Annotated in this window: 16 protein-coding genes, 2 rRNA genes and 1 pseudogene; 6 read left to right on the forward strand and 13 right to left on the reverse strand. The window is 58.7% G+C overall.

Features of this window, described 5'->3' with window-relative positions:
* Positions 1-74 precede the first annotated feature (74 nt).
* From GH665_RS14750 to uvrB, 3 genes are all read right to left on the reverse strand, one after another.
* Complete coding sequence (locus tag GH665_RS14750) at positions 75-407, reverse strand: cupredoxin domain-containing protein (RefSeq protein ID WP_153136480.1); 333 nt, start codon at positions 405-407, stop codon at positions 75-77.
* Between the two features lie 143 nt (positions 408-550).
* Positions 551-1099 (reverse strand): iron transporter, encoded by a 549-nt coding sequence (locus GH665_RS14755; protein WP_153136481.1) that lies wholly within the window; start codon positions 1097-1099, stop codon positions 551-553.
* A 319-nt stretch (positions 1100-1418) separates the two neighbouring features.
* Positions 1419-3512, reverse strand: a complete 2094-nt coding sequence (gene uvrB, locus GH665_RS14760; protein ID WP_153136482.1) for an excinuclease ABC subunit UvrB — start codon at positions 3510-3512, stop codon at positions 1419-1421.
* Between the two features lie 308 nt (positions 3513-3820).
* On the opposite strand from uvrB, the gene GH665_RS14765 reads away from it, so the two are divergent.
* Positions 3821-5020, forward strand: a complete 1200-nt coding sequence (locus tag GH665_RS14765; protein WP_153136483.1) for an amino acid aminotransferase — start codon at positions 3821-3823, stop codon at positions 5018-5020.
* Positions 5021-5224: 204 nt separating this feature from the next.
* Here GH665_RS14765 and GH665_RS14770 read toward each other — a convergent pair whose 3' ends face one another.
* Together GH665_RS14770 and GH665_RS14775 are read right to left on the reverse strand one after the other, a co-directional pair.
* Positions 5225-6463, reverse strand: a complete 1239-nt coding sequence (locus GH665_RS14770) for a DUF3734 domain-containing protein (RefSeq protein ID WP_153136484.1) — start codon at positions 6461-6463, stop codon at positions 5225-5227.
* 10 nt (positions 6464-6473) lie between these two features.
* Positions 6474-7271: a 3-hydroxybutyrate dehydrogenase gene (locus GH665_RS14775; protein WP_153136485.1), complete on the reverse strand. Its 798-nt coding sequence runs from the start codon at positions 7269-7271 to the stop codon at positions 6474-6476.
* 222 nt (positions 7272-7493) lie between these two features.
* On the opposite strand from GH665_RS14775, the gene GH665_RS14780 reads away from it, so the two are divergent.
* Both GH665_RS14780 and GH665_RS14785 read left to right on the forward strand, forming a co-directional pair.
* Entirely contained in the window at positions 7494-8465 is a 972-nt protein-coding gene (locus GH665_RS14780) for a potassium channel beta subunit family protein (protein ID WP_153136486.1), read from the forward strand.
* Positions 8466-8659: 194 nt separating this feature from the next.
* Positions 8660-9505, forward strand: a complete 846-nt coding sequence (locus GH665_RS14785; protein ID WP_153136487.1) for a 23S rRNA (adenine(2030)-N(6))-methyltransferase RlmJ — start codon at positions 8660-8662, stop codon at positions 9503-9505.
* A gap of 2 nt (positions 9506-9507) precedes the next feature.
* On the opposite strand, the gene GH665_RS14790 is transcribed toward GH665_RS14785, so the two are convergent.
* From GH665_RS14790 to cueR, 3 genes are all read right to left on the reverse strand, one after another.
* A complete protein-coding gene (locus tag GH665_RS14790; protein ID WP_153136488.1) occupies positions 9508-9858 on the reverse strand; it encodes a hypothetical protein in 351 nt (116 codons plus the stop codon).
* 237 nt (positions 9859-10095) lie between these two features.
* Positions 10096-10242, reverse strand: coding sequence for a DUF3563 family protein (locus GH665_RS14795; protein ID WP_153136489.1), 147 nt, complete (start codon positions 10240-10242; stop codon positions 10096-10098).
* Between the two features lie 294 nt (positions 10243-10536).
* Positions 10537-10959, reverse strand: coding sequence for a Cu(I)-responsive transcriptional regulator (cueR, locus tag GH665_RS14800; protein ID WP_153136490.1), 423 nt, complete (start codon positions 10957-10959; stop codon positions 10537-10539).
* Between the two features lie 124 nt (positions 10960-11083).
* Between cueR and GH665_RS14805 the strand changes: the two genes are divergently transcribed.
* Positions 11084-11302, forward strand: a complete 219-nt coding sequence (locus GH665_RS14805) for a heavy-metal-associated domain-containing protein (RefSeq protein WP_153136491.1) — start codon at positions 11084-11086, stop codon at positions 11300-11302.
* Between the two features lie 13 nt (positions 11303-11315).
* Entirely contained in the window at positions 11316-12236 is a 921-nt protein-coding gene (locus tag GH665_RS14810) for a dTDP-4-dehydrorhamnose reductase family protein (protein WP_153136492.1), read from the forward strand.
* Positions 12237-12271: 35 nt separating this feature from the next.
* On the opposite strand, the gene GH665_RS14815 is transcribed toward GH665_RS14810, so the two are convergent.
* Genes GH665_RS14815 through imuA form a run of 3 tightly spaced genes read right to left on the reverse strand, consistent with a single transcriptional unit; the run spans position 12272 to position 18448 of the window.
* The gene (locus GH665_RS14815) at positions 12272-15901 is read right to left on the reverse strand and encodes an error-prone DNA polymerase (protein WP_153136493.1); all 3630 of its coding nucleotides are present in this window, start codon (positions 15899-15901) and stop codon (positions 12272-12274) included.
* A gap of 5 nt (positions 15902-15906) precedes the next feature.
* Entirely contained in the window at positions 15907-17709 is a 1803-nt protein-coding gene (locus GH665_RS14820; RefSeq protein ID WP_153136494.1) for a Y-family DNA polymerase, read from the reverse strand.
* Positions 17609-18448: a translesion DNA synthesis-associated protein ImuA gene (gene imuA / locus GH665_RS14825; protein WP_153136495.1), complete on the reverse strand. Its 840-nt coding sequence runs from the start codon at positions 18446-18448 to the stop codon at positions 17609-17611. Before imuA ends, GH665_RS14820 begins: the two co-directional genes overlap by 101 nt.
* A gap of 307 nt (positions 18449-18755) precedes the next feature.
* Between imuA and GH665_RS14830 the strand changes: the two are divergent.
* Positions 18756-18929: pseudogene (locus GH665_RS14830) on the forward strand (lipocalin family protein); the annotation flags it as partial.
* A gap of 84 nt (positions 18930-19013) precedes the next feature.
* Here GH665_RS14830 and rrf read toward each other — a convergent pair.
* Positions 19014-19126, reverse strand: a 5S ribosomal RNA gene (rrf, locus tag GH665_RS14835).
* Positions 19127-19343: 217 nt separating this feature from the next.
* Positions 19344-22223, reverse strand: a 23S ribosomal RNA gene (locus GH665_RS14840).
* Between the last annotated feature and the right edge of the window lie 281 nt (positions 22224-22504).

Raw genomic sequence — 22504 nt, forward strand, 5'->3', positions numbered from 1 at the left:
TACTGCTTTACCAGCCACTGCTCCGGCAAACGCGCCACCCGTTTGCTCAAGGTTCGCGTTCGCGCCCCAAGCCACTATTTCGCGACGATCACGCCCTGCGCCTGCTGATGAAAATCGTCGAAGAACTTGTACTCGCCCGGATCCAGCGGCGCGATCACGACGAACGAATCGCCGCCCGGCGCCAATACTTTTTCCTTACGCAATTGCACGCTTTCGAATTCAGCTGCACCCTTGCCCGTGTTGCGAATTGCAATCTTGATACGCTGCCCTGCCAGCACTTCGATGCGGGCGGGATTGAGCTTGCCGTCGTTCATTTCAAGATTGAAGGTGGGCAGATCCGCTGCGTGCGCGGCCCCAACTGCGAAAGCAGTCATGGCGAGGATGGCGATCTTTCGGTTAATTCTCATTAGCCTTTCCGGAAAACGCGGCGCGGGAAGTTTCATCGTCCGCGCGCCGCCTGCTGCATGCATTCACTCATTCGCTCATTCGCGGCCGGCCGCACGGTCATGTGTGACGAGTCGCGATGATCCGCGTGCGCGGCGATCAACGATCAGTAACCGCCCTTCTTGCCGATGCCCGCGAACGTGAAGTCATATTCGAGCGTGATCGGCTTGAACCACGGACCCACGCCAGTTTCCTTGTCGACGTGACGGCCGAACGCCATGTGACCGGTTTGCATCGGTGCTTCGACCGTCAATTTCAGATGGTATTTGCCCGGGCCTTGCAGCTTGACGTTGTCGCCGTAGTGCGGACCGTCGTTGGCGACCATCGCCATCATGTCGCCCTTCTGGGTCTGATTCGAACCGGCTTTCGTCAACTCATAGCGAACTTGCAGATACGGCATCCAGTCGCCTTCGGCGAAACCCGTCGGATTGTTCTTGACCGCGTGGATGTCGGCTTCCAGGTGGACGTCCGAATCCGACGCCTTGCGCATCATGCCTTCGGGTTCCATCGTGATCGGCTGCAGATAGACCGCGCCGATCTCCATGCCGCCCTGAATCTGGTGCTTGCCGATCGGGTATTCCGCAGCCGTTGCGGAAAGCGCCGCTACTGCGGCTACCGCTGCTGCGCCACCACGCACAAATGAAGAAATCCGCATTGAAACTCCTTGTTTTTATCTGACTGGAATCGAACCCATTGGAACAGCGCGCGGCGCCTGCTTCGATGCAGCCCTACCAATGCCCCTGTTGGCAGTCATCATGGGGCGTAAGCTGCATTACGAACGTTAATGCGAACCATTCTCAATATTGGTCGAGTTTATCATTGATCGGCAGGGAGAACAAACGCGGATGCACGCAAAGCCTTACGGGAGTAGGGCCTTAAGGCGGTTTTAAGGAAAGCGCGGGACTAGGGTGTCAGCGGGCTGCAAGGCGGGGAAAGACAGGGCGCGGCACATTGCCGCGCCCAGACAGGCAGGTTTACTGGACGCCGGGCACGTGGTCGCCGACGTTCGCACCGAACACGCGCTGCCGCAACAGCGCGAGCTGATCGCGAGTTTGTGCGGCCTTTTCGAATTCGAGATTCTTGGCGTGCTCCATCATCTGCTTCTCGAGACGCTTGAGCTCCTTGGCGAGCTGCTTCTCGGACATGTCCTCGAATTTCGCCCGAGTCTGCTGTTCCTTCAACTCGGCGCGGGCGTCGTCGACGTTGTACACCCCGTCGATGATGTCGCGGATCCGCTTGACCACGCCGCGCGGCGTAATGCCGTTCTCCAGGTTATAGGCGATCTGCTTGGCGCGCCGCCGCTCGGTTTCGTCGATGGCGCGGCGCATCGAGTCGGTCACCCGGTCCGCGTAGAGAATCGCCTTGCCGTTCACGTTACGCGCCGCCCGGCCGATGGTCTGGATCAGCGAGCGCTCGGCGCGCAGGAAGCCCTCTTTGTCGGCGTCGAGAATCGCGACCAGCGAGACCTCCGGAATATCGAGCCCCTCACGCAGCAGGTTGATCCCGACCAGCACGTCGAAGGTGCCCAGACGCAGATCGCGGATGATTTCCACCCGCTCCACCGTATCGATGTCGCTGTGCAGGTAACGCACCTTGACGCCGTGGTCGGCCAGAAACTCGGTGAGCTGCTCGGCCATCCGCTTGGTCAGCACCGTGACCAGCACGCGGTCGCCTACCTTGACGCGCTCGTTGATCTCGGCGAGCACATCGTCGACCTGGGTGCGCGCCGGGCGCACCTCGATTTCCGGATCGACAAGGCCGGTCGGACGCACCAGTTGCTCGGCCACCTGCCCCGCCGTTTTCTTTTCGTAGTCCGCCGGCGTGGCCGACACGAACACCACCTGACGCATCTTGCGCTCGAATTCGTTGAACTTGAGCGGACGATTATCGAGCGCCGACGGCAAACGGAAACCGTAGTCGACCAGATTCTCCTTACGCGCCCGGTCGCCGTTGTACATGCCGTTCAGCTGGCCGATCAGCACGTGCGACTCGTCGAGCAGCATCAGCGCGTCGGGCGGCAAATAGTCGACCAATGTCGGCGGCGGCTCGCCAGGCGCGGCGCCCGAAAAGTGCCGCGAATAATTCTCGATGCCCTTGCAGAAGCCCAACTCCTGCAGCATTTCCAGATCGAAGCGGGTGCGTTGCTCGAGCCGCTGCGCTTCGACGAGCTTGCCGCTGCTGTAGAAAAACTCGAGCCGGTCGCGCAATTCGGTCTTGATCGTTTCGACCGCGCGAATCACGGTATCGCGCGGCGTCACATAGTGCGACGACGGGTACACGGTGAAACGGGTGATCTTCTGCCGCACGCGGCCGGTGAGCGGATCGAACAGTTGCAGCGTCTCGACCTCGTCGTCGAACAACTCGATGCGCACCGCCATTTCGGCGTGCTCAGCGGGAAAAATATCGATCGTATCGCCGCGCACACGGAACGAACCGCGCTGGAAGTCGGCCTCATTGCGGTTGTATTGCATGGCGATCAACCGGGCGATGATGTCGCGCTGGCCGAGCTTGTCGCCGGTACGCAGCGTCAGAATCATCTTGTGATATTCCGACGGGTTACCGATACCGTAAATCGCCGACACCGTGCCGACGATGATCACGTCGCGCCGCTCCATCAGGCTCTTGGTGGCCGACAGCCGCATCTGCTCGATGTGTTCGTTGATCGACGAATCTTTCTCGATGAAGAGGTCGCGCTGCGGCACGTACGCTTCCGGCTGGTAATAGTCGTAGTACGAGACGAAATACTCGACCGCGTTGCGCGGAAAGAACTCGCGGAACTCCGAATAGAGCTGCGCGGCAAGCGTCTTGTTCGGCGCGAACACGATCGCCGGCCGGCCGAGCCGCGCGATGGTGTTGGCCATCGTGAAGGTTTTGCCGGAACCGGTCACGCCGAGCAGCGTCTGGAACGACAAGCCGTCCTCAATGCCTTCGACAAGCGTGTCGATCGCCGTCGGCTGGTCGCCGGCGGGCGGATACGGCTGGTAAAGCTGGAACGGCGAGCCTTCGAACGTGACGAATTTGGATTCGTCGAGCGTCTCGTCGGCTTCAGTCAGATGGTGTTCGGACATGGGGAGCGGCACCGGGCCTTAGGCAAAGGACTATTCTAACGGGTTGCGGGAACCCGGGCTGAACGGGTCTGCGTAGGGTTTGAACGGGCTGCGCAGAGAAGGTAAATGGCGCTTTGATGCCTGTTTTTCAAGCAAAAAATTCAGTCCAACGAGCTTTGCTGCCCGAAAATTGCCCACAAATTCGCTACAATGCCAAGTTGCGCTCGCTCGCCGATGCCCGCCCGCCGTCCGGATCGTCCGTCAGACGTCTTTGGCCGGGCTCCCCGCGCTCGAAGCCGCCCTCTTTTCACTACTGCTGCCCACCCATCATGTCTCTGTTCTCCGCCGTCGAACTTGCTCCCCGCGACCCGATTCTGGGCCTGAACGAAGCTTTTAACGCCGATGCGCGCGCCACCAAGGTCAATCTTGGCGTTGGCGTGTACTTCAACGAAGAAGGCAAGATTCCGCTGCTGCGCGCCGTGCGCGACGCAGAAAAGGCACGCGTCGAAGCCGCGCTGCCGCGTGGCTATCTGCCGATCGAGGGCATCGCCGCCTACGACGCCGCTGTGCAAACGCTGCTGCTCGGCAACGATTCGCCGCTGATCGCCGCAGGCCGCGTCGTGACGGCGCAAGCACTGGGTGGCACGGGCGCGCTAAAAATCGGCGCCGATTTCCTGAAGCGTCTGAACCCGAATGCCAAGGTCGCGATCAGCGATCCGAGCTGGGAAAACCACCGCGCGCTGTTCGAAGGCGCAGGCTTCGAAGTCGTGAACTATCCGTACTACGACGCACACACGCACGGCGTGAACTTCGAAGGCATGCTGAACGCGCTGAACAGCTACGCCGCGGGCACGGTTGTCGTGCTGCACGCGTGCTGCCACAACCCGACTGGTGTCGACCTGACGGTCGACCAATGGAAGCAGATCGTCGAGGTCGTGAAAGCGCGCAATCTGGTGCCGTTCCTCGACATCGCTTACCAGGGTTTCGGCGACAACATCGAATCCGACGCTGCAGCGGTCCGTCTGTTCGCCGCATCGGAACTGAACGTGTTCGTGTCGTCGTCGTTCTCGAAGTCGTTCTCGCTGTACGGCGAGCGCATCGGCGCACTGTCGATCATCACGGCAAGCAAGGAAGAATCGGCTCGCGTGCTGTCGCAACTGAAGCGCGTGATCCGCACGAACTACTCGAACCCGCCGACGCACGGCGGCTCGGTGGTCGCAGCGGTGCTCGCATCGGCTGAATTGCGCGCCACGTGGGAAACGGAACTCGCCGAAATGCGCGACCGCATCCGCGCCATGCGCAACGGTCTCGTCGAACGCCTGAAGGCAAGCGGCGTGGATCGCGATTTCAGCTTCGTGAATGCACAACGTGGCATGTTCTCGTACTCGGGCCTGACGGCGCCCCAAGTGGACCGTCTGCGTGAAGAGTTCGGCATCTACGCGGTGAGCACGGGCCGTATCTGCGTGGCTGCGCTGAATACGCGCAACCTCGACGTGGTGGCTAACGCGATTGCTCACGTGTTGAAGTAAGACATTTCAGGGCGCGGGCGTTGATCGCGCGCGCCTTGCCTTGCCTGGCTGGCTGAAGTTGCTTGAAGAAACGGCGCCCAATTCGGGCGCCGTTTTTCATTGGCCGACTGCTGCCGGAGGTGTGACTGACCTGCCGATGCGGCTTGCTGCCGTTAGTTGCTGATATGGCCTGCTGCTGCCTTGCACGACGATTTCACGGCAATTTCAGCGCGCATCCCGATGGATATCGTGCGTGACAAAACCTGCGTCGTTATCAGGCATGTCGAGCCAATCGGGTTGGGCCAGCGAATGGCGAATATCTTCAAGACCGCTACTCCAATGTTCGCGCATTGTAGAGAGGCCAAACTGAAAGTCTTTGAAGTGCCCTTCGTATTCCTTTTGCCGATAAATGAGGTGGATCACGTTGTAGCGCTTCGAACACGAGAGATCCTCCGCAAGCTTGCACCATGGATCGTCGCGCTGGTCAGACGGCACGCGATCGAGCACCTCGCGCAGCACATGCCGGAAACGCTGCGAACGTTGCAGCATATCGGTCACGAGACGCGTGCGGCTCGAGTACTGAATGTCTTTCATGCGCCCTTGAACATCGGTGATGTTGTCCGGCACCGGCCCGATCGCGCTCCATAGGTCAACCTGGAATGCAAGCGTATCGCGACGGGGCGTGGTCTGAATCACTTCATAGAGCGGCGTGTTCGACATCAGGCCACCGTCCCAGTAATACTGGCCGTCGATCTCAACTGCCGCAAAACCCGGCGGCAACGCACCTGACGCCATGAAGTGCTCAGGCCTCAGTTTCGTATGCCGGTTATCGAAGTAAGCGAAGTTGCCTGTCCCGCAATTCACCGCCCCGACCGATACACGCATCTCGCCGGAATTGATGCGATCGAAGTCACAGAGCGCCTCCAGCGTCGCCTTGAGCGGCGTGGTGTCGTAGTAGCTTGCCAATTGCGGCGGCCCGGAAACGGTGGGCAGCGGCGGCGGGAAACGCGGCACAAAAAAGCCCTTTTGGCCCTCCACAATCGCGCCCATGGCCTGAGTCGCCGTGAAAGCCTTGCGAACAGCTTCACTGGAATTGAACAGTGCGTGCTCGATAAAGGCCGGCAACGGCGGCCCGAACGCCGGTTGACAGATCGTTTCCCAGAATTGCAGCAGCCGCTCGACGCGCTTTTCCGGCGGATTGCCGGCAATGATGGCGGTATTCAGCGCGCCAATTGAAATACCGGCGAGCCAGTTCGGCTCGATACCGGCTTCGTAAAGTCCCTGAAAGACGCCTGCCTGATAGGCGCCCAACGCCCCGCCGCCTTGTAACATCAACGCGACGGTTTCGTAGTTGGGTAAATGGCGTTGCCGGCCGGGATGAGCGGCGGGCGCCGGACCGGCACCCTCGCCTTCCCCGCCGCCGGGCGCGCCGGCGCGCGCCCGTTTGAGATTGCGTTGCACCATGGGCGCCTCCTTATTGCATATACCAGCCGTGGCTCACAATAAAGGACTGGCCGGTCAGCGCCGCAGTCGGGAAAGTGGACAGGAACAGCACTGTCTGCGCGACGTCTTCCACCGTGGTGAAGATGCCGTCGACCGTGCCGCCCAGCATCACGCGCTTGATCACGTCTTCTTCGCTAATGCCGAGCTCTTTGGCCTGCTCGGGAATCTGCTTGTCGACCAGCGGCGTACGCACGAAACCCGGACATACGACATGTGAGCGCACATTGTGTTTCGCGCCTTCCTTGGCCAGTACGCGTGCGAGCCCCAGCAGCGCATGCTTGGCGGTCACATAGGCCGACTTGAGCGGCGACGCTTCATGCGAATGAACCGAACCCATGTAGATCACAATGCCGCCGCGATCGTCTTTGTACATGTGTTTGAGCGCGGCCTTGGTGGTAAGGAAGGCACCGTCCACGTGGATCGCCTGCATCTTCTTCCAATCGGAAAACGAGTAGTTTTCGATTGGATTAACGATCTGGATGCCGGCGTTTGAAATCAGAATGTCGATCGAGCCGAATTCGGCCGCGACTTTGTCGATACCCTGGTTGACGGCGTCTTCGTTCGTGACGTCCATCGCCACGCCGATTGCCTTTCCGCCAGCCTGTCTGATTTCTTCAGCAACGGCGTTCGCGCCGTCCTGGTTCAGGTCGGCGATCGCGATCGCCGCGCCCGCGGCAGAAAGCGTGAGCGCAATCTGCTTGCCGATGCCGCTCGCGGCGCCCGTAACCACCGCGACCTTGCCATTCAGATTCGTGTTCAGTGACGACATCCAGAACCTCCATGCAGTTGATGAGCAATGAGACCACGGGCCGCAGGCGGCGTGAAGTCAGCCAAACGGCATAGGCCGTTTGGCCGAATGCTGCACTGCGGCCAACGCTGCTATTGTGCATGAACCATGTGAACTACATCGGTAAAACGCGCATCGAGCTTTATCTCTTTAAACTAGGCGTCTTAGCGGGATTCCGGCGGCATCACTACCAAGGAGGAATGCATGAATTATCGACGTCTGGGCCGTTCCGGCCTGCAAGTCAGCGAACTGTCCATCGGCTCATGGGTCACCTACGGCAATCAGGTGGATCATCGCGCGGCACGCGAGTCGCTTGCGGCCGCACGCGATGCCGGAGTCAACTTCTTCGACAACGCGGAAGTGTATGCCGCCGGCCAATCCGAAGAAATCATGGGCCAGGCACTCAAGGAACTGGCGTGGCCACGCGTGAGCTACGTGGTATCCACAAAGTTTTTCTGGGGTCTCAACGAAGCGCCGAACCAGTACCACACGCTGAACCGCAAATATCTGCTGAACGCGATCGATACGTCGCTCAAACGCCTGCAGCTCGATTATGTCGATCTGGTGTTCTGTCATCGTCCTGACCCGAACACGCCGGTCGAAGAAACCGTTTGGGCCATGAGCGACATGATCACGCGCGGCAAGGCACTGTACTGGGGCACGTCGGAATGGAGCGCCGACGAAATCCGCGCGGCTTATGAGATCGCTGAACGGCATCATCTGCACAAGCCGGTCATGGAGCAGCCGCAATACAACCTGTTCCACCGCAAGCGCGTCGAGCAGGAATACAAGCGGCTTTACGAGGACATTGGCCTGGGGCTGACCACATGGAGCCCGCTTGCGTCCGGTCTACTCACCGGCAAATACCGCGACGGCGTACCTGCCGACAGCCGCGCGCAGTTGCAAGGCTACGACTGGCTGCGCAAGCAGGTCACCGACACCGGCAAGAACAACGTCGTCGGCAAGCTCGGCGAAGTGGCAGATGAGCTCGACTGTACGGTCGGCCAGTTGGCGATTGGGTGGATTCTGAAGAATCCGAACGTAAGCACGGTGATCACCGGCGCTTCGCGTGTCGAACAGATCGGCCAAAACATGAAATCCGCCGAGGTGGCCGAGCGGATCACGCCGGAGATCAAGCAGCGGATCGAGGAAATCATCGGCGACGCCTACGACTGACCCAACGCTCGCCGGCGCGCGCGGAACATGGCCCATGCATCATCAGGGCAGTGTCACGCGCAACGCATTACAGGGTGCAACGCGGCGTCGCGTACAATACGCGACCGCGCTGCACTTCTATTGTGCTGCCGCATTGCACTCGCACCGCCGAATCCGCCCTGGACCGGCACGCCCTCTTTCAGCGTCTCCTCATCATGCTCAGCTACCGCCACGCCTTTCATGCAGGCAACCACGCCGACGTTCTGAAACACGCCGTCGTGTTGCAGCTACTGCGCTACCTCGGCCAGAAAGACAAAGCCTATTGGTATATCGACACGCACGCGGGTGCCGGCGTCTATTCGCTGAAGGAAGGCTACGCGACCAAAACAGGCGAATTCCAGACCGGCATCGGCAAACTATGGGGCCGCAACGACCTGCCGTCGGTCTTCGCGGATTACGTCGATGAAGTGAGCGCGCTGAATCCAGACGGCCAGTTGCGCTTCTACCCGGGTTCGCCGTATATCGCATGGCGGCAGATGCGCGAACAGGACCGCATGCGTCTGTTCGAACTGCACACCACTGAAATCGACGTGCTGCGCCATAACTTCCGCGATGCGGGGCGCCGGGCAATGCTTTATGCGGGCGACGGCTTCGACGGCATTCTCGCGTTGCTGCCTCCGGCACCGCGCCGCGCGCTGGTACTGCTAGATCCGTCGTACGAAGACAAGCGCGACTACACGCGCACGCTGCGCTGCGTCGAAGAAAGCCTGAAGCGCTTTCCGACCGGTACCTATGCAGTCTGGTACCCGCAGGTCAGACGGCTTGAATCGCAGCGCTTCCCCGATCAGTTGAAGAAGCTGCAGGAGCGCAACTGGTTGCACGTAAGCCTGACCGTCAGCAATCCGCCGACTGACGGCTTCGGGTTATTCGGCAGTGGCATGTTCATCCTGAATCCGCCGTATACGCTGGCAAAAACGCTGAAAGATCAAATGCCCTGGCTGGTTCAGGCGCTCGGCGAGGACAAGGCCGCACAGTTCAAGGTGGAGTATCGCGGCGATTGAGCTCATTGCCCGCGGGGCATGGGACGAGGTTGCGGATAGGGTTGTGGAGACGGCGTGCCGCCGACAGGCACCGGGATATAGGGTGCGACAACGAACGGTATCGACGAATTCGGCGCCAACTCCGTGGGCGTGGCGATGGGCTGCGCCCCTACGATCGGCTGCCGCGAGAGCGGTGCGGTTTGCAGCACTGTGCCGCTCTGGCCGTCGTTGATACCGCCCTGCGAGTCGAGTATCACCGGTTTGCGGGTGTTGCCGCTCGTCGCGGCGAAACTCGCCGGTACTGCGAAACCCGAGGTCAGCGAAGTCGCGGCGATTATGACCAGGGCGGATTTGAGCAGGCGGACAGGAAACATGGGCAGACCGGTTGAGTTTGAGAATGCCGGATAGCGTGGAAAACGCTTTACCTTACCGCTACGACGCCCGTCAGGCTAGTCGTTATTGGCCATGGGTCGCTTTGAAGCGCCATTTGCCGTGAAATTTCCGTGGTCCAGATGTGACAAAGCCCCGTCTATACGGGGCTCAACACTTTACTTCTTCACTGCCGTGGCCGCGCACGAGCGCTGCCGGGTCAAACTTGATGCAGTTGAAACTTACAGCGAGTAGCCGTTGGTTTCGAGCGAGCGGATGCGCTGTTCGAGCTGAACGATATCCGACGACGACGCGAGATAGGCTTCACGACGGTTACGTTCTGCGGTTTCAAACCAGGTGCTCAGCTTTTCAAGTACGTATGCAAACATGATGTTCTCCAAGGATCAGATTGAATCCCCGGTGAGTTCTGCATCAGGGATTTCCCGCAAAAGGGTTAACCCGGATTATAGCCCTATGGTGCAACCTTGCTAGTGAAATGCCCGCATGACGTGCATTCCGTTTTGGAATGATGCACGTTTTCGGTGCACTTAAGTCCTTGATTTGTCTAAATTCGAGACGGCTGCCTCAAGACGATCGATAGCGCCCCCAATTATTTTGCACCGCTGTGGTGCTTTCTTACGTTCCGTCGCGACAAATCCCACAACGGGTTGCACCCGATGCGTTCAAATCGGATGACAGCCCTTCCCCGACACCAGATCGGTGTCGGCTAGCCGCTCGATAATCGGGCAATCCGGGCGCTCATCGCCGTGGCAATGGTCCGCCAGATGCGCCAATGTGTCGCGCATGTCGGTCAGTTCGGCAATGCGTCGATCGAGTTCCGCGACGTGCTCCAGCGCAATCGTCTTTACTTCGGCGCTGGCGCGCGACCGGTCATGCCAGAGCGCCAGCAACCGGCGGATGTCTTCGACCAGAAAACCCAGGCGGCGCGCCTGGCGGATAAAACGCAGCGAATGGACCTCTTGCGGCCCGTATACGCGGTAACCAGCGCTCGTGCGCGCCTTCGCTGCCAGCAACCCCACGCTTTCGTAATAGCGAATCATCTTCGCCGTGACGCCCGACGCGCGGGCCGCTTCACCGATATTCATGACTGTTTCCCCCAGTGTGTAGGTCGATCGTACGCCTTCCCATTGTGGGAAGGTCAGCCACCCAATTGCGCACCGGCAGGCATAATTCAACCGTCGCAACATTCATTTTTTCGAGGCAATCCCGATGACGATCGAATTCCAGGTAGAAGGTATGAGCTGCCAGCATTGCGTGGCAGCGGTTACGAATGCGATCCGCGAACACGATGACACCGCTCAGGTTCAGGTCGATCTGGCAACCGGGCGCGTGGCGATCGAATCGACGCAACAGGCTGGCACATTAAAGAGCGCCATTGACGAAGCCGGTTATACGGTGACCGGCGTAATCAGCGGCCCGGACCGTTAAGCGAGCGACCTTCATGTTCAAAGTTGCCGTCATTGGTGCTTCCGGGCTGCTCGGCCGGGCGCTCGTCAACGAACTGGCGCAGCAGGCCAGTTGGCAAGTTGTCGCCACGGCGTTCAGCCGACCGGGCCCGAACACCGTTGCACTGGACATTCGCGATGCGCGCGCAGTCGAGCAATTCATCGAGCGCGAAGCGCCGGACGCACTCGTGATTGCGGCGGCGGAACGTCGACCGGATGTGTGCGAGCACGATCCGGCGCTCGCCCGGGCATTGAACGTCGACGCAGTGCGCACTCTGGCTACGGCAGCCGGACGCCGCGGTGCATGGACGCTCTCGATCTCGACCGATTACGTATTCGACGGCACCCACCCGCCCTATCAGCACGATTCCGTGCCCGCGCCGCTCAATGCCTATGGGCGGAGCAAACTCGAAGGCGAACGCGCGCTGACGGAATCCACCGATCTCGGCTGCGTGCTGCGTTTACCGCTACTGTATGGGCCGATCGTCGATTGGGCAGAATCCGCGGTGACGAGCCTCGTGCCGGCGATTGCCGCGTCGGCTTCACGTGTGGGCAAGGCCGCCGTCATGGATGCATGGGCGATTCGTTACCCGACCTTTACACCGGACGTCGCGTTTGTGATCCGGCAGATGCTCGAATGGCATGCGCGGGGCGATGCGATCCGCGGCATCGTGCAATGGTCGGGCGACGAGCCGATGAACAAATATGAAATCGCTGTGCAGTTGGCCGCCGCGTTGCAACTCGATGCACAAATAACGCCGCAGCACACGCCCACGGACGCGACGCCGCGTCCGCATAACTGCCATCTGTCATCGGACCGGCTCGAGGCGCTTGGTATTGGCCGCCGCACGCCATTCGATGTGGCGATCCGGCAAGTGCTAGTCGAATTTCCATGGCGGGGTGAGACGGCAGCATAGCGCCCGGCAACGAGCTCGACCACGGCAGGTCCGCATCAATGAAAATCGCGGCTCGCCGTGGCCAGTTCGCCGAGCCAATCGCTGTGATCTTCAAGCCGATGCGCGACAAGATGGATCACCTCGCCCTTCTGTTTCCGTTTCGCCTTACCTGCCTGATTGACGTCCGCCGCGCTGCCGGTGCTGTCACCGCCGGTGGAAACGCCGTCATCACGCTGCAAGACGCCATACACCGCCAGCAACGATGAACCCAGCAACACCTTGCGCTGCTTTTCCACCAGCGATGGCCAGACGATCACGTTGATCGAGCCGGTTTCGTCTTCGATGGAAACGAACACGGTACCGTTTGCCGTGCCGGGCCGCTGCCGCACGGTGACAATGCCGCAGGCCCGCGCCAGCGTGCCGTGCCGGCACACCGCGAGTTCAGCCGCCGTGCGAAAACGCTGCCGGGCAAGACGTTCGCGCAATAAGGCTAGCGGATGGCGATTGAGCGTGAGACCGATGCTCGCGTAATCGTCGACGATCTCGCGACTCTCGGTTGCCTGCGGCAATGCCAGCGGCGTTTCGGTGATCGGCGCATCGCGCAGCAGCTTGGGCACCACGTGCTGCGCGGTCACCGCCCACCATGCTTCGCGCCGATGGCCCGCGATGCTGACCAGCGCATTCGCCGCGGCGAGCGCTTCGAGATCACGCCGCGTTAATGCCGCGCGACGCGTCAGATCGTCGACGTCGGTAAACTGCGCGTCGCTGCGAGCCGCCATGATGCGTTCGGCGGCCACCTGCGAAAGACCTTTGATCAGATGCATGCCGATGCGCACGGCCGGACCGCGTGCACCATAGGTTTTCGACGCTTGAAATACACGTGCGGTCAGCTGTTTTGCCGCGCGCCGGATCGTCCGGGCCACAGTGAAGCGCCGCAGCGACAGATCACGAAATTGCTGTGCGGACAATACGCCCTGCTGACGGCGCAAATAGGTCTCGCTCAATGAAATCCGCTGCCCTTCGTGGCCGCGTTGTTCGAAGGTCGACTCCCAATCGCTCAAGGTCACGTCAGGCGGTAATACCTGGACACCGTGACGCCTGGCATCCTGCACAAGTTGCGACGGCGAATAAAATCCCAACGGCTGACTGTTCAGTAACCCTGCCAGAAAAGCAGCCGGCTCATAACGTTTCAACCACGCGCTGAGATAGACGAGCAACGCAAAGCTCGCGGCATGGCTTTCAGGAAAACCATATTCGCCGAAGCCCTCGATCTGTTTGCAGATGCGGTCGATGAACTCTTTTTCGTAACCGCGCGCGGACATACGGTCAGTCAGGTCCTGCTGATGCTTCGCCAGATTGCCGGTGCGCCGCCACGCAGCCATCGCGCGCCGCAATTGATCAGCCTGCTCCCCGGTGTATTTCGCCGCAACCATCGCCAGGTGCATCACCTGCTCCTGGAAGATCGGCACGCCGAGCGTGCGTTCGAGCACGGGCCGCAACTCATCCTTTGCATAATCCACCGCCTCCAGCTCCTGCTTGCGACGCAGATACGGATGCACCATGCCGCCCTGGATCGGCCCGGGCCGCACGATCGCGACTTCGATCACGAGATCGTAGTACTTGTTTGGCTTCAGGCGCGGCAACATGCTTTGTTGCGCACGCGATTCGATCTGGAATACGCCGATCGTATCGGCATGACCGCACATTTCGTAGACGGCCCGGTCCTCGCGCGGAATATCCTGCATCCTGAATTCCGGCAAGCCGCGCCGCAAGGCGACGAATTCCAGCGCGCGCCGGATAGCCGACAACATGCCTAGCGCCAACACGTCGACTTTTAGCAGCCTGAGCGCATCGATATCGTCCTTGTCCCACTCGATCACGCTACGATCTTTCATCGTTGCGTTCTCGATAGGTACGAGCCGTGACAGCCTGTCTTTCGCGATCACAAAGCCGCCGACGTGTTGCGATAGATGACGCGGGAAGTTGCGCAACTCTTTGGTGAGACGAATCAGATTCTTCGTGATGTGCGAGTTGGCAGCGAAACCCGCTTCAGCAAGATATTTGGCGACCGCATCCGTGCCGTCCCACCACTGCTGCGATTTGCTGATTCGCTCGATCAGCGACGCTTCGAGTCCCAACGCCTTGCCGACATCCTTCAGCGCACTGCGTGCGTGATAGGTGATCAGCGTTGCAGTGAGCGCAGCGCGATGACGGCCGTACTTTCCATAGATATATTGAATCACCTCTTCCCGACGCTGATGCTCGAAATCGATGTCAATATCAGGCGGTTCGTTACGCGCACGCGAGATGAACCGTTCGATCAGCATGTTCATGTTTACCGGATCGATCTCCGTCACATGAAGGCAGTAACACACAATCGAATTTGCCGCCGAGCCTCGCCCCTGACACAAGATGTTTCTGGAACGCGCGAAGCTCACGATATCCTGTACCGTCAGGAAGTATTTTTCGTATTTCAGGTCGGCGATCAGTTGCAGTTCTTTCTCGATCTGATTGATCCGTTTGAGATCCATCCCTTTCGGCCAACGCTCCATCGCGCCGGCCATAACCAGTTTGCGCAGATAGCTTGATGGCGATTCACCGGAGGGCACCAGTTCTTCTGGATACTCGTACTTGAGCTCGTCGAGCGAGAAGCGACACAGGGCTGCAATGCGCAGCGTTTCTTCGAGCGTGTCGCGTGGATACAGTTTGCCGAGCCGCACGCGAGTGCGCATATGCCGTTCGGCATTGGCCTCAAGCGCGTGACCACACGCCGATAGCGGCGTGACGAGGCCAATCGCGGTCAGGGTGTCCTGCAGCGGCTTGCGCGATCGCACATGCATCAGGACGCCCCCTGCTGCTACCAGTGGCAAACCACTCGCTTTTGAAATCATTCGCAATGCGTCAATCTGAAGATCGTCGCTGCCGGTTTGCCAGAGTTCGAGTGCGATCCATGAGCGTTGCGGCGCGAACGATGCCAGCCAGTGCGCACAACGCAATGTGTGCGAGAGCGTCGCCGTGCGCTGCGGCACGAGGATCAGGACGCAATCGGGCAAAGCTTTGAGATGTTCGAGATGGGGTAGCGAATCGGTGAAGTCGGACGGACTAAGGCGATAGCTGCCTTTGTCCGCACGAGAACGAGCCAGCGTGATCAACTCGGAAAGATTGCCGTAGCCATTGCGGTTTGTTGCGAGCGCAATCAGGGTGCAGAACGGTTCGCCTGCATCGTCGGTCAGATTGAGTTCGCTGCCGATGATGAGGTGAGGGATTGGTTTTAACGCCTCTTGCTCTGCGGTTGCTGGCTCTGCGGTTGCTGGCTCTGCGGTTTCTTGTTGGGTGGTTTCTTGTTGGGAATCCGCTGGTTTTATAGCCGTCGACTTTGCTGCTTCCTCTAGAGACGCTCCGGTTTGCGCGGCTTTCGCCTTGTCATCGCGCTCCTTCTGTTGACGCTCCCGCTCCTGTTCGATTTCTTTCACCGCCATATGTGCGCGCACCACGCCCGCCAGTGAACATTCGTCGGTGATCGCGAGCGCGCTATAACCGCACGACATCGCCTGCACAACCAGTTCATGTGGGTGCGAAGCACCGCGCAGAAACGAAAAATTAGTCAGGCAGTGCAGTTCTGCATAGGGTGGTAACTGGGCTGCAAACGCCTGCTCCAATAAACCTGAGGCCTGGGAATCTGCCATGATGCTCAGCCGAACAAACCTTGCAAATACCACCCATCGCCAAAACGTTCCCGGTACACCCAGAACATATGGCCACGATCATCCGCCGCAATGTAGTAATCCCGCTCGACGAGGTTACCGTCCCACCACCCTGCTTCAATCCGTTCGGTGCGCGTGAGCATTTTCAGTGGCCGACGATAGATCGGCCGCTGGTCGCGCATCATCAGGCGCAGCGGTTTATCGAGCATCCAGACTGGACGAGGCTGGGACGACAATGCACTGTCGGTCAGATCGAGTGAAGCCTGGACATCGGCTGGTTGCGTGACGAATAGGCTACTGCTTTTAGCGTCGCCCGATTTGCCAGACTGCCGGGAAGGGTGCGCTGGGTGTGATGTGCCTGCTACCTGTTCTATCTGTTTCGCTTGCTCCATCGCATCGTTGTCTGCGCGCATGCTCTCCAATGCAGCGTTCTGCAACTCATCGGTCAGCCAGGTTTTATCCGCTTTGATTTTTGTCTTCGTAGACGAACGCTTCTTGCGCGAAAACGCCTGCGCCTGGTAGGCCTCGACGCGCATTGCCCGCTCGGGCCGATGATCGTCCTGCTCCGACATCTGCAGCACGTTCTCCGGCCCCAAACGCGCGCTCAAACGTTCGAGCAGACGTGCGATCGAATCGCCGTCTGATTCAGGCATAGGAAACAAGGTGTCCGACCGCCCTGCACACTCGCTGATCTGATCCGCGACCAGCTTCAACTCGATCACGGGCGCCGCCAGAACCGTCTGATTCAACTTCTCACGCAACAGCCAGATCAAATGCTCGGCGTCACGCGACGGTATGGCCCACGCGACCTTCAGACTCGATGTCTTCGGCGCATGACGGGATGCCAATTCATGTTCAAGCAATAACGTATAAGCACTAAGCGCGGCATGATGCGCGCTCAACCATCCAGCCAGTTGCACAATCAGCCGACGCGCGGCGAACAGTAGTGCATCAGCGTTATCGACCCGCGACGGCAACTCCAACTGAGCATGAAACGATGCCGGCGCACGAAACGATTCGCGCGGATCCGGACGGGTGCCATATGCTTGTGCCAGCAGATCCAGAATGCCGCTGCCGAAACGCCGCACGACACCGTGCCTTGGCAACTGACGCAAATCGGCCAGCGTCGTGCAACCGACATGCGTAAACGCATCGCGATTCGCCTGCGAAACCGGCAGCAACAACACGGATAAGCGATCGAGGACCCGCGCAAGCGACGCTTCCTTTACCACATGCCAACGACGATGCCCCTGCCGATCGGCGCACGCCTGCGCCAACAGCCACGCACCCCAAGCTGTCGGTGCACACGCGATGCGCGCCGTATAACCGAATTCGGCCACCGTCGCGGATACCCGTGACAACAACGTGCGCAAACCGCCAAACAACCGCAAACCGGAGCCGACTTCTAGCAACAAGGTGTGCGCATGCGCGAGCGACACCTTCGGTGTGTACGTCAGTAAAGCGAGCGCCATTGCTTCGAACGCCTGGGTTTCGCGGGGAGTATCCGCGGCAAGCATCTTGAGACCGGGCGCCAAAGCCAATGCATACGAGCGCGAATGACCCGCATGCACACCGGCACGCAGTGCGTCGAAATCCGGCATCAAGATGTGCGCGTGATCGGCCAGCGCATAGCAGCGCACCCCAATAACGTCTTCGGCGCCTGGGGGTTGGCTTGCCTCGTCGCCGGGCTCACACGGATTCGGCTTCGCGAGTGAACCACCCTGGAGCGACTCGAGAGGCTTCACCGCTTCCAGCGACAAGAGTGGCAATGTGACTGCGATCCACAACATGTTTGATCTCTCGTCCTTGATTGCTGCCGCTTCCGTTTTCCGGCAACACGACGCTTTGTAACGGCAAAATAAGGCGCAGAGGCTCCGCTAGCGGCGGGCCGCGGCGTTTGAAAATGTCAATCGAGATACCAATCTCCCGCAACCATTGACGACGATTGATCGTCTGCGCATTGGCCGGCAAAAGCGGTTCGCAGATCATTCGCAAAGGCGCTGGCGAAGATTGCGTTGCTGCCTCGACAGGCCGGATCAAAAATGCGAGTGAAGCCGACTCCTGGGCCGCGACCTGCAGACGTCGAACCTTATCGGTGCGCGCATTCGGCAGCCATACCAGCACGGCGCCCATACCATCCTGCTTCAATGCCTGTGCAGCGACCCAAAGAGCCTGATCCTCACTCGAACGCACCCATAAGACACGCTCGACATCGACACCCCAGGCCCTCAGAGCCGAAGCACTGGGCTGGTACGGCGGCGCCACGAGCATGACGTGCCGTTCGGCTTGTGCCGTGAGATGCTTGAGCGCACGGGCCAGCAGACGCAGCTCGCCAACTCCTTCGTGTTCAATCAATAATTCCGTCAGACCTCCAGCCGACCAGCCCTGCCCGGGCAGCAGTTGATCCAGCGCGGCATAACCGCTGGAAATCACCCGCGAGTCCGCCTCGGCAAGCTCACTGCCCTGCCATACCTGACGCCGCAATTGCGACGACAGCTCTGTTGTCGCCAGATGAATCGCTGCTGCCATAGACACGCTCATTCCATAGGAAATACTCCGCCCTGCCCGGTATCAGACAAGCATGAAGCGACGATCTTTCACTGTATATTTATACAGTATTTTAGGGGGGATGTTAAGAAGACAAAGCGAGGCGAAGAAGAGCACGCAGGGGGGAAATGACGAGGGGGTGAAGCTGTTTTGCCGTAGGTTTTCACCCGTGGGAGCAGTTGTTCTTTGGCGTAACGGCTAAGTTAGCCAACCTGGAGTTTCCATGTTCCAGAAGGATCGGAGCGAAAGTTCACGCATGTATGCTGCAGATATGCGCAAGAACTGACGGCTCATGCTGCGCCTCGATCCGTTGATGGACGATCAGGAACTTGATTCGCGCGAGTCGACCGGCGCGGTGTACTGGGAAGGTGCAGTGCGGGTGAGCCGCGACGGTGCGGACGTGGGCCGTGCGTATCTGGAGTTGACGGGTTACGCGAACGCGCTGCGGATCGGCAAGGAGTGAGCGGCGTGCCTGAGGGGATTTCCGGGGGTGCGTAAACGCAGAAACCCCACCTTGATGGGGCGGGGTTTCTGTTGCTGCTAGGGAGCCTGACGATTACCTACTTTCACACGGGAATCCGCACTATCATCGGCGTGGAGTCGTTTCACGGTCCTGTTCGGGATGGGAAGGGGTGGGACCGACTCGCTATGGTCATCAGGCATGACTTGTTGTCGTGTCGCCCTGGGGGGCGGCACAACCAATCTGGAAGAAGTAGTTTCTGGTGATGCTCACCAGAGGGAGATTCGGGGGTTGTGTTGTTTCTGGCACAACACTGATCTCAACCTGTGTGTGGTCTGCATAAGACCCTGCGCGTGGCGCAGGGTGGGGCATCCATAAGTGCTGAAGCACTCACGGCTGCCGACACACACCTGTTATAGGATCAAGCCTTACGGGCAATTAGTATCAGTTAGCTTAACGCATTACTGCGCTTCCACACCTGACCTATCAACGTCCTGGTCTTGAACGACCCTTCAAGGGGCTCGAAGCCCCGGGGATATCTCATCTTAAGGCGAGTTTCCCGCTTAGATGCTTTCAGCGGTTATCTCTTCCGAACATAGCTACCCGGCGATGCCACTGGCGTGACAACCGGTACACCAGAGGTTCGTCCACTCCGGTCCTCTCGTACTAGGAGCAGCCCCCTTCAAATATCCAGCGCCCACGGCAGATAGGGACCAAACTGTCTCACGACGTTTTAAACCCAGCTCACGTACCTCTTTAAATGGCGAACAGCCATACCCTTGGGACCGGCTACAGCCCCAGGATGAGATGAGCCGACATCGAGGTGCCAAACACCGCCGTCGATATGAACTCTTGGGCGGTATCAGCCTGTTATCCCCAGAGTACCTTTTATCCGTTGAGCGATGGCCCTTCCATACAGAACCACCGGATCACTATGACCTGCTTTCGCACCTGCTCGACTTGTCGGTCTCGCAGTTAAGCACGCTTATGCCATTGCACTATCAGCACGATTTCCGACCGTACCTAGCGTACCTTCGTACTCCTCCGTTACACTTTGGGAGGAGACCGCCCCAGTCAAACTGCCTACCATGCACTGTCCCCAGTCCGGATAACGGACCAAGGTTAGAACCTCAAACAAACCAGGGTGGTATTTCAAGGACGGCTCCACGCAGACTGGCGTCCACGCTTCATAGCCTCCCACCTATCCTACACAGATCGGTTCAAAGTCCAATGCAAAGCTACAGTAAAGGTTCATGGGGTCTTTCCGTCTAGCCGCGGGGAGATTGCATCATCACAAACACTTCAACTTCGCTGAGTCTCGGGAGGAGACAGTGTGGCCATCGTTACGCCATTCGTGCAGGTCGGAACTTACCCGACAAGGAATTTCGCTACCTTAGGACCGTTATAGTTACGGCCGCCGTTTACCGGGACTTCAATCAAGAGCTTGCACCCCATCATTTAATCTTCCGGCACCGGGCAGGCGTCACACCCTATACGTCCACTTTCGTGTTTGCAGAGTGCTGTGTTTTTATTAAACAGTCGCAGCCACCAGTTTATTGCAACCCCTTCACCCTCCTGGCGCAGGCCAGTCAGGCTACAGGGGCGTACCTTATCCCGAAGTTACGGTACCAATTTGCCGAGTTCCTTCTCCCGAGTTCTCTCAAGCGCCTTAGAATACTCATCTCGCCCACCTGTGTCGGTTTGCGGTACGGTCTTGTTAAACTGAAGCTTAGAGGCTTTTCTTGGAACCACTTCCGATTGCTTCTTCACCTAGGTGAATGGCCTCGCACCCTTGAATTCCGCGCCCGGATTTGCCTAAGCGCCTTCTCCAATGCAAGGACCGGGACTTCCAACACCCGGACAACCTTCCGCGATCCGTCCCCCCATCGCATTTAACAATGGTGCAGGAATATTAACCTGCTTCCCATCAGCTACGCATTTCTGCCTCGCCTTAGGGGCCGACTCACCCTACGCCGATGAACGTTGCGTAGGAAACCTTGGGCTTACGGCGAGGGGGCCTTTCACCCCCTTTATCGCTACTCATGTCAGCATTCGCACTTCCGATACCTCCAGCGCACTTTTCAATGCACCTTCGCAGGCTTACGGAACGCTCTCCTACCATGCACATAAATGTGCATCCGCAGCTTCGGTATATTGCTTAGCCCCGTTACATCTTCCGCGCAGGACGACTCGATCAGTGAGCTATTACGCTTTCTTTAAAGGATGGCTGCTTCTAAGCCAACCTCCTGACTGTTTTAGCCTTCCCACTTCGTTTCCCACTTAGCAATATTTGGGGACCTTAGCTGGCGGTCTGGGTTGTTTCCCTCTTGACACCGGACGTTAGCACCCGATGTCTGTCTCCCGTGATTGCACTCTTCGGTATTCGGAGTTTGCTATGGCGTAGTAATCCGCAATGGACCCCACAACCATGACAGTGCTCTACCCCCGAAGGTGATACACGAGGCACTACCTAAATAGTTTTCGGAGAGAACCAGCTATTTCCAGGTTTGTTTAGCCTTTCACCCCTATCCACAGCTCATCCCCTAACTTTTCAACGTTAGTGGGTTCGGACCTCCAGTACGTGTTACCGCACCTTCATCCTGGCCATGGATAGATCACCTGGTTTCGGGTCTACACCCAGCGACTGAATCGCCCTGTTCGGACTCGCTTTCGCTACGCCTGCCCTAATCGGTTAAGCTTGCCACTGAATGTAAGTCGCTGACCCATTATACAAAAGGTACGCCGTCACCCCTCGCGAGGCTCCGACTGTTTGTATGCATGCGGTTTCAGGATCTATTTCACTCCCCTCCCGGGGTTCTTTTCGCCTTTCCCTCACGGTACTGGTTCACTATCGGTCGATCACGAGTATTTAGCCTTGGAGGATGGTCCCCCCATCTTCAGACAGGATTTCACGTGTCCCGCCCTACTTTCCGTACACCTAGTTCTTCCTCGCTGTTTTCGTCTACAGGGCTATCACCTGCTATGGCAGCACTTTCCAGAGCCTTCGACTAACAATGAAGATAAAGAGTACAGGCTGGTCCCATTTCGCTCGCCACTACTCTGGGAATCTCGGTTGATTTCTTTTCCTGCGGTTACTTAGATGTTTCAGTTCACCGCGTTCGCTTCTCGTAACCTATGTATTCAGTTACGGATGACCCATACGGGCCGGGTTTCCCCATTCGGACATCTACGGATCAAAGCTCGTTTGCCAGCTCCCCGTAGCTTTTCGCAGGCTACCGCGTCCTTCATCGCCTGTGATCGCCAAGGCATCCACCACATGCACTTGTTCGCTTGACCCTATAACGGGTGTGTCTCTGTCGACCCAGAGTTAGCGCTTTAGCGCTTACTCTGGTCCCATCCCCGAAGGGGACAGGGACATTCACAGGGAATGTCCTGGACCTCAGTCACATCGTTACAGGTTGAGTATTCGTGTTGCGCCGTATTCCAAAAGCGATCTTTCGATCTCTCTTTTCATACATTGATACAATCACAACCCTGATTCACCTACTCGCATGCCCATCTCTAGACACGCTTTCGTGAATCTCTTTACTACTTCTTCCTGATTGTTAAAGAACGAC

Origin of the sequence: Paraburkholderia agricolaris (assembly GCF_009455635.1) — a bacterium.
Lineage (GTDB): Bacteria > Pseudomonadota > Gammaproteobacteria > Burkholderiales > Burkholderiaceae > Paraburkholderia > Paraburkholderia agricolaris.

Bases quoted from the DNA above. Each gene is read 5' to 3' on its own strand.
- GH665_RS14750 (WP_153136480.1), bottom strand. From the start codon at position 407: ATGAGAATTAACCGAAAGATCGCCATCCTCGCCATGACTGCTTTCGCA.
- GH665_RS14755 (WP_153136481.1), bottom strand. From the start codon at position 1,099: ATGCGGATTTCTTCATTTGTGCGTGGTGGCGCAGCAGCGGTAGCCGCA.
- uvrB (WP_153136482.1), bottom strand. From the start codon at position 3,512: ATGTCCGAACACCATCTGACTGAAGCCGACGAGACGCTCGACGAATCC.
- GH665_RS14765 (WP_153136483.1), top strand. From the start codon at position 3,821: ATGTCTCTGTTCTCCGCCGTCGAACTTGCTCCCCGCGACCCGATTCTG.
- GH665_RS14770 (WP_153136484.1), bottom strand. From the start codon at position 6,463: ATGGTGCAACGCAATCTCAAACGGGCGCGCGCCGGCGCGCCCGGCGGC.
- GH665_RS14775 (WP_153136485.1), bottom strand. From the start codon at position 7,271: ATGTCGTCACTGAACACGAATCTGAATGGCAAGGTCGCGGTGGTTACG.
- GH665_RS14780 (WP_153136486.1), top strand. From the start codon at position 7,494: ATGAATTATCGACGTCTGGGCCGTTCCGGCCTGCAAGTCAGCGAACTG.
- GH665_RS14785 (WP_153136487.1), top strand. From the start codon at position 8,660: ATGCTCAGCTACCGCCACGCCTTTCATGCAGGCAACCACGCCGACGTT.
- GH665_RS14790 (WP_153136488.1), bottom strand. From the start codon at position 9,858: ATGTTTCCTGTCCGCCTGCTCAAATCCGCCCTGGTCATAATCGCCGCG.
- GH665_RS14795 (WP_153136489.1), bottom strand. From the start codon at position 10,242: ATGTTTGCATACGTACTTGAAAAGCTGAGCACCTGGTTTGAAACCGCA.
- cueR (WP_153136490.1), bottom strand. From the start codon at position 10,959: ATGAATATCGGTGAAGCGGCCCGCGCGTCGGGCGTCACGGCGAAGATG.
- GH665_RS14805 (WP_153136491.1), top strand. From the start codon at position 11,084: ATGACGATCGAATTCCAGGTAGAAGGTATGAGCTGCCAGCATTGCGTG.
- GH665_RS14810 (WP_153136492.1), top strand. From the start codon at position 11,316: ATGTTCAAAGTTGCCGTCATTGGTGCTTCCGGGCTGCTCGGCCGGGCG.
- GH665_RS14815 (WP_153136493.1), bottom strand. From the start codon at position 15,901: ATGGCAGATTCCCAGGCCTCAGGTTTATTGGAGCAGGCGTTTGCAGCC.
- GH665_RS14820 (WP_153136494.1), bottom strand. From the start codon at position 17,709: ATGTTGTGGATCGCAGTCACATTGCCACTCTTGTCGCTGGAAGCGGTG.
- imuA (WP_153136495.1), bottom strand. From the start codon at position 18,448: ATGGCAGCAGCGATTCATCTGGCGACAACAGAGCTGTCGTCGCAATTG.